At 54.6% G+C, this 12,997-nt stretch carries 12 protein-coding genes and 1 pseudogene; 8 read left to right on the top strand and 5 right to left on the bottom strand.

Features of this window, described 5'->3' with window-relative positions; translation table 11 throughout:
• Positions 1 to 426: 426 nt before the first annotated feature.
• From ACTIKR_RS17845 to ACTIKR_RS17830, 4 genes are all read left to right on the top strand, one after another.
• Complete coding sequence (locus tag ACTIKR_RS17845; protein ID WP_193089915.1) at positions 427 to 1,314, top strand: SMP-30/gluconolactonase/LRE family protein; 888 nt, start codon at positions 427 to 429, stop codon at positions 1,312 to 1,314.
• Positions 1,315 to 1,442: 128 nt separating this feature from the next.
• Positions 1,443 to 2,426 carry a TRAP transporter substrate-binding protein gene (locus ACTIKR_RS17840; protein ID WP_193089916.1) on the top strand — a complete coding sequence of 328 codons (984 nt, stop codon included), beginning with the start codon at positions 1,443 to 1,445 and terminating at the stop codon, positions 2,424 to 2,426.
• 20 nt (positions 2,427 to 2,446) lie between these two features.
• Complete coding sequence (locus tag ACTIKR_RS17835; RefSeq protein ID WP_193089974.1) at positions 2,447 to 3,007, top strand: TRAP transporter small permease; 561 nt, start codon at positions 2,447 to 2,449, stop codon at positions 3,005 to 3,007.
• Positions 2,998 to 4,281 carry a TRAP transporter large permease gene (locus tag ACTIKR_RS17830; protein WP_193089917.1) on the top strand — a complete coding sequence of 428 codons (1,284 nt, stop codon included), beginning with the start codon at positions 2,998 to 3,000 and terminating at the stop codon, positions 4,279 to 4,281. The genes ACTIKR_RS17835 and ACTIKR_RS17830 overlap by 10 nt, the downstream gene beginning before the upstream one ends.
• Before the next feature lie 140 nt (positions 4,282 to 4,421).
• Here ACTIKR_RS17830 and ACTIKR_RS17825 read toward each other — a convergent pair whose 3' ends face one another.
• Genes ACTIKR_RS17825 through sauS form a run of 3 tightly spaced genes read right to left on the bottom strand, consistent with a single transcriptional unit; the run spans position 4,422 to position 8,749 of the window.
• The gene (locus ACTIKR_RS17825; protein WP_193089918.1) at positions 4,422 to 5,753 is read right to left on the bottom strand and encodes an MFS transporter; all 1,332 of its coding nucleotides are present in this window, start codon (positions 5,751 to 5,753) and stop codon (positions 4,422 to 4,424) included.
• 46 nt (positions 5,754 to 5,799) lie between these two features.
• On the bottom strand, positions 5,800 to 7,326 hold the full coding sequence (locus ACTIKR_RS17820) for an AMP-binding protein (protein WP_193089919.1): 1,527 nt from the start codon (positions 7,324 to 7,326) through the stop codon (positions 5,800 to 5,802).
• Positions 7,319 to 8,749 (bottom strand): acylating sulfoacetaldehyde dehydrogenase, encoded by a 1,431-nt coding sequence (gene sauS / locus ACTIKR_RS17815; RefSeq protein WP_442328559.1) that lies wholly within the window; start codon positions 8,747 to 8,749, stop codon positions 7,319 to 7,321. The genes ACTIKR_RS17820 and sauS overlap by 8 nt, the downstream gene beginning before the upstream one ends.
• Positions 8,750 to 8,955: 206 nt before the next feature.
• On the opposite strand from sauS, the gene ACTIKR_RS17810 reads away from it, so the two are divergent.
• A complete protein-coding gene (locus ACTIKR_RS17810) occupies positions 8,956 to 9,714 on the top strand; it encodes an IclR family transcriptional regulator (RefSeq protein ID WP_193089921.1) in 759 nt (252 codons plus the stop codon).
• 45 nt (positions 9,715 to 9,759) lie between these two features.
• On the opposite strand, the gene ACTIKR_RS17805 is transcribed toward ACTIKR_RS17810, so the two are convergent.
• A complete protein-coding gene (locus ACTIKR_RS17805) occupies positions 9,760 to 10,029 on the bottom strand; it encodes a LysR substrate-binding domain-containing protein (protein ID WP_442328558.1) in 270 nt (89 codons plus the stop codon).
• Between the two features lie 86 nt (positions 10,030 to 10,115).
• On the opposite strand from ACTIKR_RS17805, the pseudogene ACTIKR_RS17800 reads away from it, so the two are divergent.
• Positions 10,116 to 10,403: pseudogene (locus ACTIKR_RS17800) on the top strand (AAA family ATPase); the annotation flags it as partial.
• A gap of 53 nt (positions 10,404 to 10,456) precedes the next feature.
• On the opposite strand, the gene ACTIKR_RS17795 reads toward ACTIKR_RS17800, so the two are convergent.
• Complete coding sequence (locus ACTIKR_RS17795; protein WP_193089923.1) at positions 10,457 to 11,338, bottom strand: LysR family transcriptional regulator; 882 nt, start codon at positions 11,336 to 11,338, stop codon at positions 10,457 to 10,459.
• A 133-nt stretch (positions 11,339 to 11,471) separates the two neighbouring features.
• On the opposite strand from ACTIKR_RS17795, the gene ACTIKR_RS17790 reads away from it, so the two are divergent.
• Both ACTIKR_RS17790 and ACTIKR_RS17785 read left to right on the top strand, forming a co-directional pair.
• A complete protein-coding gene (locus ACTIKR_RS17790) occupies positions 11,472 to 12,434 on the top strand; it encodes a Bug family tripartite tricarboxylate transporter substrate binding protein (protein WP_442328557.1) in 963 nt (320 codons plus the stop codon).
• 33 nt (positions 12,435 to 12,467) lie between these two features.
• On the top strand, positions 12,468 to 12,929 hold the full coding sequence (locus ACTIKR_RS17785; RefSeq protein ID WP_442328556.1) for a MaoC family dehydratase: 462 nt from the start codon (positions 12,468 to 12,470) through the stop codon (positions 12,927 to 12,929).
• Positions 12,930 to 12,997: the final 68 nt, after the last annotated feature.

The following is a 12,997-nucleotide window of genomic DNA, read 5'->3' as shown; positions in this document are numbered from 1 at the left end:
GCTTGCTGCAAACCAGGGATATCCCGAATTAATGAGTGCTTGACAGCCAAAATATAGAAGTCCATACTACTCACAAACTTGTATGATGTCATACAATGAAAATATAAATCACCGCCATGAAATCCATTGTTCTGTTTTCTTTCTGCGTGCTGCGAGTCTTCACTTTTCTTATGAAAAAAGGAAAAGTATGAGGAATCGACAGCGACTTTTTGGCGACTTTTCGCGGTTTGCAAGATGCTGGGCGGGTATCACATTCGGTACAGTGGTTTTGTATATCTTATCGGACGTCATATCCCTTTTTTCTCGGAGGTGGCTCATGCTGCATCAAATGAGCTGTGCTTCTCGTACAAGCGCACCGACGCAGCAACTGCTCGCATACGTTAATGATGAATGTGATGTCCGCCAGTCCAGGACAGGAGTACATGTATGACGCACGCCCATGTTGAACGGGTCGGCAACATGTTGTGCCAGGTTGGAGAAAGCCCGGTATGGCATCCGCAGCACCAGGCGCTTTACTGGACTGATATTCCGGCCAGGCAATTGTGGCGCTATAAGCCAGATAGCGGCGCCATTGACCAATGGTCTTTGCCGCAGATGGCCGGCTGTATCGCCATGCGGGCCGATGGCTGGCTGGCAGCCATGGAAACAGGGATTTTTTCGCTTTCTGATTTGACCGTCGCCGATCCCGCACCAGGCGTGCAACCTATGGCAACTGTGATGCACGCGCGTTCCGGCATGCGTTTTAACGATGGTCGTTGTGATCGCCAGGGTCGCTTCTGGGCCGGCACCATGCTCATGGACATGGCTGCGGGCGCGCCGGTAGGCCGGCTATACCGTTACGCGGCCGGCGAGCTAGCCATGCCGCTGGCGGAGCCGTTGATTGTGCCAAATGGCATGGGGTTCAGCCCTGATGGCCACCGCATGTATCTGTCGGACTCCCATCCATCGCGCAAGACTGTGTGGGTGTATGACTACGATCCAGAGACCGGCCTGCCGGGCAATCGCCGCGTTTTCATTGATGCCTTGCCTGCCGGGCGCCCCGACGGCGGCGCAATAGACCAGGATGGTTGTTACTGGATTTGCGGCAACGAAGCGGGACGGGTCTATCGGTATACGCCCGACGGCCGCCTGGATCGCAGTGTGCAGGTGCCAGTCCCCCGGGTTGCCATGTGCGCCTTCGGTGGTCGCAGTTTTGACACATTGTTTGTGACAAGCATACGTCCGGCAGATGCGGCGCCCGACGCCCTGGATGGCGCAGTGTTCGCTTTGCAGCCCGGAACACGCGGTATAGAGGAGCCCAGCTATCGTGATTAAGCGATTGTGATGAGTTTAGGAAACCGGCCCGTACAGGTCGGCGCGCAGCATTGCAGCAACCACGCTTTACCGTTTTATTAATCAGTTCATATCCGACAACAATATCAGCCCCAACCCGGAGCAAGACAATGCAATTGACCCCCAGCCGTTTCGGTCAGATCGTGACCGCCGCCATGTTTGCGTTTGCAGGCATGAGCACCGCCCAGGCGCTTGAACTGCGCTCGGCCGACATCCATCCCAGTGACTATCCCACCGTGAAAGCGGTGGAATATATGGGCGATCTTATCAAGAAAAAAAGCGATGGCCGTATTACGGTCAAGGTATTTTCAGGCAGTAAGCTGGGCAGCGAAGACGACTCGATCGAACAGGTCAAGCTGGGCGCGCTGGCCATGGCTCGGGTAAGCAGTGCTGCCATGCATAACATTTGTGAAACCACACGGGTGCCGTCGCTGCCATTTCTGTTTCGTTCAGTAGAGCACCAGCACAAAGTGCTGGACAGCGATATCGGGAGCCAGATTCTCAAGTCCTGCGAAGATGCCGGTTTTGTCGGTCTGGCATGGTATGACAGTGGAGCGCGCTCCATGTATACCCGCAACAAGCCGGTTAAAACTGTTGCGGACGTCAAGGGGATGAAGATCCGGGTACAGCAGTCTGACCTGTCGGTCGCCATGGTCGAAGCGCTTGGCGCCAACGCGACACCCATGCCGATGGGCGAAGTCTATACGGCACTCAAGACCGGCCTGGTGGACGCAGCCGAAAACAATTTTCCCAGCTACGATAGCGGTCATCATTTTGAAGTGGCCAAGTACTTTTCGCTGACAGAGCACACGATGACGCCGGAGATCCTGGTGTACTCCAAACGGCAGTGGGACAAGCTGCCGGCAGCGGATCAGCAAATCATTCGCCAGGCGGCTCAGGAGTCGGTTCCTTATATGCGCAAACTGTGGGCAGAGCGTGAAGAAAAATCCCGCGCAGTGGTTCAAAAGGGTGGTGCGCAGATTGTAGAGCCGGACAAGGCCTCGTTTCAGGCGGTAATGAAGCCCGTCTATGATCGTTTTATTACGACACCGCAAATGAAAGATCTGGTTGCGCGCATCCAGGCTGTGAAATAGGATCTGTGATGACTGCGCAAATGATTGAATCCAAAACCGTTGGCGATGTTCATGCGGGGAGGCCCGGCTGCGGCCGGACTTCTCCGCTGGATCTGTATGCGCGCGGATGCGCACTGCTGGCGCGTTTGTGCATGATGGCCAGTGTCGCCGGTCTGGTCTGCCTGATCGCTGCCGTGGCATTTCAGGTGTTCGGGCGTCATGTCCTGAACGATACGCCTACCTGGGCTGAAAGCCTGTCGCTGCTGCTGGTGCTGTTTGTGACGATGATGGGCGCCGCCGTGGGGGTGCGTGATGCCGGGCATATCGGTTTCGAATCGCTGGCTGATCTGCTGCCGCCTTTGCAAAAGCGCCGGTTGTGCATTTTCGTGCATGCGCTGGTGTTGCTGTTTGGCGCGCTGATGGCATGGTATTGCGGCGAGCTGGCAGAATCGGTGCATGCGGTGAAAATTCCCAATCTTGGTCTTTCGGAAGCCTGGAAGTATGTGCCCGCGATGCTGTCCGGTGTGTTGATCGTCTTGTTTTCGATCGAGCATATCATCGCGATATTGCGCAATCAAAAGGTGGTGCCCGCATGGCTTTGACGCTTCTTTCCATGTCGTTCGTCGGCTTTCTGGTGATTGGCGTACCGGTTGCCTTTGCCATTGGCCTGGCATCCATTGCCACGATCGCTTATGAAGACCTTCCCATTGCCGTTGCGTTCCAGCAAATGACATCCGGCATGAACGCCTTTTCCTTCCTGGCCATTCCGTTCTTCATTTTTACCGGGGAATTGATGCTGTACGGCGGCATCGCCGATCGCATTGTCAACTTCGCCAAATCCATGGTCGGACATGTGCGCGGCGGCCTGGGAATGTCGAATGTGATTGCATGCACGTTATTTGGCGGTGTGTCGGGATCGCCCGTGGCAGATGTATCGGCCATGGGGTCGGTGATGATTCCCATGATGAAACGCGAAGGCTACCACGCCGATTATGCGGTCAACGTGACCACGCATGCTGCGCTGGTGGGAGCGCTGATGCCCACCAGTCATAACATCATCATCTACACGCTTGCGGCCGGCGGTAAAGTATCCATTGCTGCGCTGATTGCTGCCGGTATCGTGCCGGCGGTGATCCTGACGCTGTGCAATCTGCTTGCCGCCTACCTGGTTGCGCGCAAACGCGGTTATCCGGCGGGCACGTTTCCCGGATGGCGTATCGTGTTCACATCCATGGTGGCCGCCATACCCGGCATGTTTGTGATTGTGCTGATCATCGCGGGGATATTGAGCGGGGTATTTACGGCCACGGAATCGGCGGCCATTGCGGTGCTCTACTCGTTGCTGCTCACCGGCCTTGTATATCGCTCGCTGACCATGCAGCAATTTGTGCGCGCCGCCGCCAAGGCAGTAAAGACCACCGGTGTGGTGCTGCTATTGATCGGCATTTCAGCCACGTTCGGCTACCTGATCGGCTTTTATGGCGTGGCGGAGAAAACCGGCGAACTGATGGCCTCCATTTCCACCAGCCCATGGGCGATCTTCCTGATGGTCAATGTGTCGCTGTTTGTGCTGGGCACCTTTCTGGATATGGCCGCCACCATCCTGATCTGCACGCCGATCTTTCTGCCGATCTGCATGCAGTATGGCATGGGGCCGGTGCAATTTGGGATTGTGATGCTCCTCAATTGCGCCCTGGGCCTGAACACGCCTCCGGTTGGCACCACGCAGTTTGTTGGCTGCGCGATTGGCCAGGTCTCGGTGGGCACTGTCATGCGCACCATCTGGCCGTTCTACGGGGCGCTGATTCTTGCCCTGGCGCTGGTGACCTATGTGCCCGCCTTTTCGCTATGGCTGCCGGAATTGTTGTTGAAGTAATGCGTCTGGTATGAAGCGCGGGCCTCGTATATTCTCATAGATGCGAGGCCCGTTTCCACTGTAATGCCAGTTGTCATGGAGGTGAATAGTTGTGTCCTGCCCGGCGCCTGGTATGGCATCGGGCAGCAAAGCACACCAGATCAGCGCTTATGGCTTGACGATACGCCAAGTGCAAAGGCCGGGGCTGGTCTGGCCTTGAACTGAAAGTCGACCGGCTTGGTTGCTGCGTCATTCACGGTCCGGTTCGGATCGATCATCAAGGCTGCAATGGCGCCTATCAACAGCAAACCGCCGGAGATCAGAAACGGCAGGGTATAGTTTCCCGTTGTCTGAATCAGGAACCCGAAGACCACGGGTGAAATCGCTCCTGCCAGGCCGAATCCTGAATTCATCATCCCGCCCGCCGTGCCCGCATACTTGCCGGCAATATCCATGGGCAGGCTCCACAGAACCGGATTGGTCAATTCAAGAAAGAAAAAGCAGGCGGAGATAAGGACAATCGCAATAAGCGGATCACGGATGAATATCATGGGCATAATGCACAGGAACGCCAGAAACAGGCCCAGCGAGAGTACAGATACGCGGGCAAAGCGCAGGCGTTTGGTGCGGATATACAGCTTGTCGGAAATCACTCCGCCAAGGGTATCGCCGATCACACCGGCCAGTAGCGGCAGTGTCGTAAACAGCGCCATCGCTTTCAGATCGAATCCCCTGTCATCCTTCAGGTAAGAGGGCAGCCAGGTCAGAAACACCCACAGGGACCAGCCGTAGCAAAAATCCACAAAAGTCACCAGCCACATTTTGCTGATCATGTCTTTCCATGGGGTTTTACCCAAAGCCATGTTCTTGCGGGCCGGCTCGCCGATTTCCTCCAGTTCTGCAGGGGTAATGGTTTTGTGTTGATGGGGGGTATCGGTAAATAGCAGCAGATAGGCCAGCGTCCATAACAGGCTGATCGCGCCCAGCACAATAAACGCCTCGCGCCAGCCGGCGTAATACACAATGGCGAGGACAACGGGCGGGGTAATGGCGCCGCCCAGTCGCGAAAAGCTATGCGTAATACCCTGGGCAAAACCGCGAGAGGATTTGGGCATCCATGAGGTCATGGCGCGCGTGGCTGTGGGAAAGGCGCCTCCTTCGCCAACGCCCAGCAGTACGCGCATAATCACAAGCGCCATCAGGCCGCCGATAAAACCGGTCAGCAATGTCGCCAGGCCCCAGATCAGGGACAGGATAAGCAGGATCTTTTTCGGGCCGAATCGGTCAGCCAGCCACCCGCCCAATATCTGCATGACCAGATACGGATAGGCAAAGGCGGAAAAGATGAAGCCAAGCTCTGTCGGCGACAGATTGAATTCTTCGGCGATAAAGGGTGCTGCGACGGCGATATTGACCCGGTCTACATAGGCAATGAAATACATTGCGCACAGCAGGCCCAGTATCATATGTCTGGTTTTTATGTTCCTGATCATGTTGTCATCCTTGATGATTGAATCATGTTTTCTGTTCCGACAATTTCTACAGCTCCAGCAATTTGAGGCGTTGCACCTTCCCTGAAGGTCCTCTTGGCAACTCCGTGACAAAACGGAACGCGGCAGGCGATTTGTAGCTGCCCAGCTCCCTGAGACAAAACTGATTGATGTCCTGGATAAGGTCATCGTCGTTTCGGGTCGTCATGCGTTTTACGATATAAGCCGCGATATTCTGGCCATAATGCTTGTCGTCTATTCCAACCACAGCGGCATCCAATACGTCCGGATGAGCCAGTAAAATTTCATCGATCTCGCGCGGTGCGATGTTCTCACCTCCCTTGATAATGAGCTCCTTGACGCGTCCGGTAATAAAATAAAAGCCATCGCTATCCCGGTATCCCAGATCGCCGGTGCGCAGCCAGCCGTCTGCAGTAAACGCTTTTTGGGTCTGTTCGGGCGACTTGTAGTACCCGAGCATGACGTTGTCGCCCCGGACCAGGACTTCGCCTTTCTCTCCCGGTGGCAAATCCATGCCTTGCTTGTCGATGACCCTGGCCTGCACGCCGGAGGGCCGACCGATACTGCCGATCTTGCGTTGTGCCGGATCATAGGGGTTGCTGAATATGGGCGCCGCCGTTTCTGTCATTCCCATGGTTTCGATAATGCCGATGCCAAATTTTTCTTCGAATGATTTGTGATGGAAGGGCGCCAGTGCTGCCGATGCGGAGCGGCAAAAACGGATTTGGCTGCGATCGATGGCGCAGAAGTTTTCGTCATTGATCAAATAGCTGATGATGGTGGGCACTGCATTGATCCAGGTGCACTCAAATTTCTGGACTCGGGGCCAGAAATGCGTGGCTGAAAACTTGCAATCAATAATGACAGCGGCGCCGCACAGCAGCGGCGTCAATATATTTACCACAAGTGCATTAATGTGATACAGCGGCAGCACGCAAAGGCAGCGATCCGATTTTTCCAGTTGGTGTTCGTTGGCAATGGCGCGGGCACTGGCCAGCAGATTTGCATGGGTAAGTACGACGCCCTTGGGAACACCGGTAGTGCCCGATGTGTACATGAGCAGGGCTGGCAGGCTGGCGCTAACGGGCTCGCCTGTGCTCGACGGCAACGGCGCGAGCGTTAATGTGGGTAGCGCTGCCGCGTCTGGTGCCGTGGCCACGACCATCGCCTGCGCGCCACTGGCTTTCAATGCGGCGCGGACCACCGGTTCCAGCTCTGTTGTGGTAAAGACGATTCTGGTATCGGCGTGGCCGATAATATAGGCCAGTTGTTTTTCCTGACAGAGCAGGTTAATCGGATTGACGACAAAACCACCGTACATGGTGGCAACGATGATTTTGGCCGTGTTTACACCATTGGGCATGAACACCGAAACCGTGTCGCCACGGCCAATGCCCAGCGCTGTCAGCTGCCTGGCGAAGCCTTTGCATTCACTTGTAATATCGCCATAGGCCATAGCCTGCCCGTTGATGGCGTCGACCAGATACGGATCGGACTCCCATGTTGCTGCATTTCGATCAAGCAGACCGGTAATGGTTGTTGTGGTTTCAGGCATGATGAAATTTCTCCAGGTAGTCGGCAAAGATCGTGTCAGCCTGAGGCTCTCTGGCGGCGATTGTCTGAACCACGCGTGTGATATTCATATAGTGGCGATAATTCATGTTGTCGGAAAAACTGTTGCCGCCCCAAGTGCCGCAACCCATGGACAGGGAAAACGGCAGGCCGTTGTCAAAATTGCCGCCAGTGGCAAAGCAATGCGCCTGATTGACGATCACCCGGGATGCCGGCAGTATCATGCCCAGGTCCTTTGCGCGTTCGGTTCGGGTCGTATGCAGTCCGACGGAGTGACCTGCGCCCATATAGCCGTAAATGCTGCTGGCAATGCGCTTTGCATGAGCAAAGTCAGAGGCTTTATAGACGGTGAGCACTGGCGCCAGTTTCTCGCCGGAAAACGGATGTTCACGCCCGAAGCCGGCTTCTTCGACCATCAGAAAGCGAGGGGCGGCAGCCGTTTGCGTGTCACCGATTTGCGCCACTTGCATAATCTGCGCGGCATCCTTGCCGGAGAAGACAGCGCTTAACTTGCCGTCATGCCACATGAGATCCTGCAGGCGTTGCTTGTCATGGTCATCGAGCATGACGCCGCCTTCAGCGGCCAGTGCAGCCAGCATGGCGTCATAAACCGATGCGTCGATAATGACGCTGTTTTCAGAAGAGCAGCTTGTGGCGTTGTCAAAGGTCTTGGACTGGCGAATCAGACTGGCTGCGGACTGCAGGTCGGCCGATTCATCCACGATCACAGTGACATTGCCTGCGCCAACGCCGAAAGCCGGTGTGCCGCTGGTATGGGCCATCCGTACATTGGCCTGCGATCCGGTTGCGACAACCAGATCGGCGTGCTGCATCAGGGCGGCAGTTGCGGCCTTGCTGATGGGCTCAGGCAGCATTTGCACAAGGTCTCGGGGTGCACCGATGCGGTCAAATTCGGCGTGAATGAACTGCAGTAGCAGCTTGCTGGTGCCGGCCCCTTTGGGCGACGGGGCCACGATAATGGCGTTGCCGCATTTGATGGCATTCATGATTTTGTTGGCCGGCGTCGCGCCGGGGTTGGTCGAGGGCGTGATGGCTGCGACAACGCCGGCGGCACGGGCAATTTCCGTAATGCCGCTATCGGCGTCGTGGCGAATGATTCCTGTAGATTTGACACCATCCAGATCGCGCAGCAGGCCCAATGTTTTGCGATGATTCTTGCGAATTTTGTCGGGCACATTGCCCAGGCCGGTGTCGGCAACCGCTTGCTCTGCCAGCTGGCGGTTCCGTTCGGGCTCCATGATCGCCCAGCCCACTGCCAGCACGGCCTCGTCAATGCGTGGCTGGTCGAATGTGGAAAACAGGCATTGGGCAGTACGGGCCCGCTGCACCAGTTGTAAGACCGTTTGCGTGACATATTCCGGACTGCTTCTGTTGATGGTATCCATTGTTGCTCCCTGGGCTAATGAAATCGAATTTGTAATATTTCTGAAAATATAGGGTATGCTCAACGGTCAAAAGTCCCGATAATCGACATTTCGCATTTGTCGCAGAGCACAAGAAATGCTTTTTGTTGATTTTCGGGACAAAGAATCTATAGTGGAGAGGAAAAAGAAGAGGCCCCAGAGCCCGTAACAGAGGAGGAAGCAAGGATATGAGCGCAACGGAAAACGCGGCCGCCATCAGGTCGTTTCGTGTGCTGGAAATTCTGGCCGTGGCTGGCCGACCCATGCAATTGAGCGAAATCGTCGAGCAGATCAATCTGCCAAAACAGACGGTGCATCGTATCGTCAAGCTGCTGGAGGCAGCCTGGCTGATCGTGCAGGTGTCGGACAGTAAAAAATATGAATGCTCGGCGCGGATACGCAACTTTTCGGTGAAGGTGCTCATGAGCTCGGGCAGCCTGGCCGTTGCCCGGCATGCTTTACTGAGCGAGCTGGTCGAGCGGGTGCAGTTAAATTGCAATCTGACGGCGATCAGTGGTCACGAAATTATTTATCTGGATCGGGCACAACATCCTGCGGCCATCAAGCTGGGCCTTAAACCCGGCTCGCACGTACCGATGCATTGCTCGGCCAGCGGAAAATTGTTATTGAGCTTGTTGCCCAAGCAGCGTCGCGACCGACTGCTACACACTTTACCGTTGCGTGCACGAACCTCGCAAAGCATTACGCAGCCCGATCAACTGGAGGCTGAACTTGCGCGAACCAGAAAGCGACGCTACGGTATCAGCCGCCACGAGCATGTGGAAGGCATGAACGCAATCGCGGTTCCGGTTTCGCTGGGCAAGAACCGGATCTGCGCTGCAGTCGCCGTGCAGGCATTTGAAGAGGAAAAGAGCTTTGATCAGCTGATGGAACTGATGTCGCAACTACATCGCACAGCAGAGGAAATTGCGCAGACGTTCTTGTAGACGCCGACCGGACGCGATCCAGTCCGGGAACGGCGCTTGGATTCATTATTCCTTGAGCACCAGAGAAACGTCCGGATATCGTAAGCACATGAATTGAACAAAGGCCCGGACATTCGGCGCGGTAAGCCGCCGCGAGGTGTGCCATACCCACAACGCAACCTCTAGCCCGGACACGGTGCCCCATTGAACTAATTGGCCGCTGGCAAGCTGGTTCCAGACGATTGATTGTGGAAGCAGGACACCACCACCGCCGGCAATAGCGGCGTCACGGATCATCAGGAACGAGGATAACCTTAGCGTTGGGATGGGTTCCAAAGCCAGACGACCATCATCCAGATTCCATGTCTTCGCTTGCGAGCCAGCGAAGACGATGCCGGGAACGGATGAATCTGTTGTAGCATCGGTTCTCTGAAAGGGGCTTGTATATTTTTGATGAGCCCGAGTCGGCGCTCTCGCCACAGCGGCAACTTGCGGCCCTGGCTCGCATGCATGAATTGGTGCAGGGAGGTTCGCAGTTTCTGATCGCTACACACTCGCCGATTCTGATGGCCTATCCTGATGCAGATATCTACCAGTTTGATAAATCCGGCATCAGCACGATCGCGTACGAAGATACGGACCACTTCAATATCACACGAAATTTTCTGGCAAATCCCCGACGCATGCTTGATATTCTGATGAGTGAGTAAAGCAGACGGGCGCACGCCCCAAGATCAAGACACATCAACCGGCATAGCCAGGCTCACCCATCAGCAAGAGTCTGAATAAATTCCTGCGTATATTTGGGCAGCGCGGAAAGCGATCGCATGACGATTAGTTGATTGCGCTTGGCCCAGGGCTCGCTCAAATGCACAATGTCGACCAGTTTTCTTTTGGCAGATCGCCTGGCAACCGACAGTGGCACCAGGGAAATGCCCACGCCTTCCTGCACGCAGTGCAACGCAGCCTCGAAATCAGGCAGGTGTACGCGCACATTCATATTTCTGTTGAGCTTATGGGAAATTTGCTGCAAGTAAAGAAAGTTGCTGCTGCGTTTGCCTACCGATACCAGTTCATGCTCCAAAGCCATATCCACCGTGACGCGATCAGCGGTGGTGAGCGGATGGCCGCGAGGCGTTACAAAAACGAGCTCGTCATGACCATATTCGATGGCCTCCAATCCTCGCAAATGGACAACGCTGGCAACCAATCCGATGTCGGCAAGGCCATCGTGCACCGCCCTGACGCTTTCTTCGCTTAGGTGCTCTTCCAGTTCAATATTGATGGTCGGGTGGCTGGCCAGAAAACGACTGAGCGGTACCGGTAACGGACTCAAGGTGCTGCTATTGGCAAAAACCTTGATATGTCCGGTAACGCCGGCGTTATAGCGGGTCATCTCGGTCCGCAATTGATCTGCGCTTGAAAGCATGGCCTCGCCGTAGCGATATACCGATTCCCCGGCTGAGGTCAGGACCATGCCCCTGGCTGTCCGTTCAAATAGCGATACACCCAATGCATTTTCGAGGTTTTTTAATCGGTAACTGGCCGATGGAGCGGTCATATGCATATTCATCGCCCCGATGCTAAGGTTCTTTGCATCGGAAATGGCCATAAAAACACGAATATCGGTAAGTTCATATCGCATGGTTGGACTGGGCTGTCTGGAATAAAACGATAGTTTATTAGATTTTCTCTAACACTATGGAAACAATTTCAAATGGACGCGCTTCAGGAGGGATAGATATAGTTGAACGACTATAAATGAACAGAGGCGACAAATGAAATCACTTACCAAACGAACTATTGCAGCCCTTTCGCTGGGCCTTGTATCTATCGCTGCCCACGCTGCCTATCCTGAAAAACCAGTCCGGCTGGTGGTGCCTTATGCAGCCGGTGGTCCGACCGATACATTTGCACGGGCACTGGCTGATGTTTGGGGAAAAAAACTGGGCACAACGATGATTGTTGAAAATAAGGCAGGCGCGGGCACCATTGTCGGCACTGAGTTTGTCTCCAAGGCGGCTCCCGATGGTTATACCGTGTTGATGTCCACGGTTGCGCATGCGGTCAATCCCACGCTCCACAGCAAGCTGTCCTATTCGGACGATGATTTTGCGCCTGTCGGACTGGCGGCACGCGCTCCGCTGGCGCTTGTCGTAAACAATGATCTTCCGGTTAAAAACCTGGCTGAGTTTCTTGAATACTTGAAACAGAATTCGAATAAGACCGATTACAGTTCCGCCGGTATCGCCAGTGCACCTCACCTGGGCGGTGCACTGCTGAACTATGTGGGGAAATTTAATGCCAGGCATATACCTTATAAGGGTAGCGCACCCGCGATGGCAGACTTGATCGGTGGTCATGTTCAGTTCATGGTCGATAGCGCCCCAACGGCGCTGGCACAGGCGCGGGCAAAAACAGTCCGTCTGATCGGCACGAGCATGAGTGAGCGACTACCCCAGACGCCGGATATTCCGGCCATTGCCGAAGCATTGCCAGGCTACGAAGCGTATACATGGAACGCAATGCAGGTGCCTGTCAAAACAGATAAGGACGTGATTGAAGCCTTGCGTTCCAGTCTGCAAGCGGCACTGAACGACGAGGGCTTAATGCAAAAAGCTGATCAGATGGGCTTGTTGCTTGAAAGTAAGCCCGATCCACAAGCCCTGAACAATTTCATTACTGCCGAACAGAAAAAATGGAGCGGCGTCGTCAAAGCTTCAGACATGACAACCAATTGAGCCGGACACGGCAACGTAAATACTGGAAAAAATATGATTTCGCATTCACTGTGTGCACAAAAATACTTCGAAGATTTTGAAATCGGAGAAAGGTTCAATATACCTTCAAGGACCATGACCGATGCGTTGTTTGCGGCCTTCCAACTGGCCAGCGGCGATAATCATCCGGTGCACTATGACGTGGAGTACTGTCGGGCTCACGGCATGCCGCATATGCTGGCGCATGGGTTCCAGGTGCTCATTCAGACAGCGGCCGGTGCCGGTCTATTTCCACACTGTGTGGAAGAGTCCCTGAAAGCCTTTATCGAACAAAGCAGCAAATTTCTTAATCCGGTTTTTGTAGGCGATACGCTCTATTGCTCTTTGGTGGTCTCTGAACTGATTCCCGGGCGTACAACCGGTGTGCTGGTGATGCAATCGACCATTATCAATCAGAATGAAATTGTCATACTGGAAGGCACACAAAAATATCTGCTTCGTAAAAGACAAGTGTAATTGATCCGCATACATTCGCGCCTGGTGCAGTGCTTCGGGCAGCGTATAGATAAAGCATAAGCAATCAC

This window comes from Advenella sp., from assembly GCF_052108595.1.
Taxonomy (GTDB): domain Bacteria; phylum Pseudomonadota; class Gammaproteobacteria; order Burkholderiales; family Burkholderiaceae_B; genus Advenella.
Note: the sequence above shows the minus strand (reverse complement) of the source record. Positions and strands in the feature narration are given on the sequence as shown.

Bases quoted from the DNA above. Each gene is read 5' to 3' on its own strand.
- ACTIKR_RS17830 (WP_193089917.1), top strand. From the start codon at position 2,998: ATGGCTTTGACGCTTCTTTCCATGTCGTTCGTCGGCTTTCTGGTGATT.
- ACTIKR_RS17810 (WP_193089921.1), top strand. From the start codon at position 8,956: ATGAGCGCAACGGAAAACGCGGCCGCCATCAGGTCGTTTCGTGTGCTG.
- ACTIKR_RS17785 (WP_442328556.1), top strand. From the start codon at position 12,468: ATGATTTCGCATTCACTGTGTGCACAAAAATACTTCGAAGATTTTGAA.
- ACTIKR_RS17795 (WP_193089923.1), bottom strand. From the start codon at position 11,338: ATGCGATATGAACTTACCGATATTCGTGTTTTTATGGCCATTTCCGAT.
- ACTIKR_RS17790 (WP_442328557.1), top strand. From the start codon at position 11,472: ATGAAATCACTTACCAAACGAACTATTGCAGCCCTTTCGCTGGGCCTT.
- ACTIKR_RS17835 (WP_193089974.1), top strand. From the start codon at position 2,447: ATGATTGAATCCAAAACCGTTGGCGATGTTCATGCGGGGAGGCCCGGC.
- ACTIKR_RS17825 (WP_193089918.1), bottom strand. From the start codon at position 5,753: ATGATCAGGAACATAAAAACCAGACATATGATACTGGGCCTGCTGTGC.
- ACTIKR_RS17820 (WP_193089919.1), bottom strand. From the start codon at position 7,326: ATGCCTGAAACCACAACAACCATTACCGGTCTGCTTGATCGAAATGCA.
- ACTIKR_RS17845 (WP_193089915.1), top strand. From the start codon at position 427: ATGACGCACGCCCATGTTGAACGGGTCGGCAACATGTTGTGCCAGGTT.
- sauS (WP_442328559.1), bottom strand. From the start codon at position 8,749: ATGGATACCATCAACAGAAGCAGTCCGGAATATGTCACGCAAACGGTC.
- ACTIKR_RS17840 (WP_193089916.1), top strand. From the start codon at position 1,443: ATGCAATTGACCCCCAGCCGTTTCGGTCAGATCGTGACCGCCGCCATG.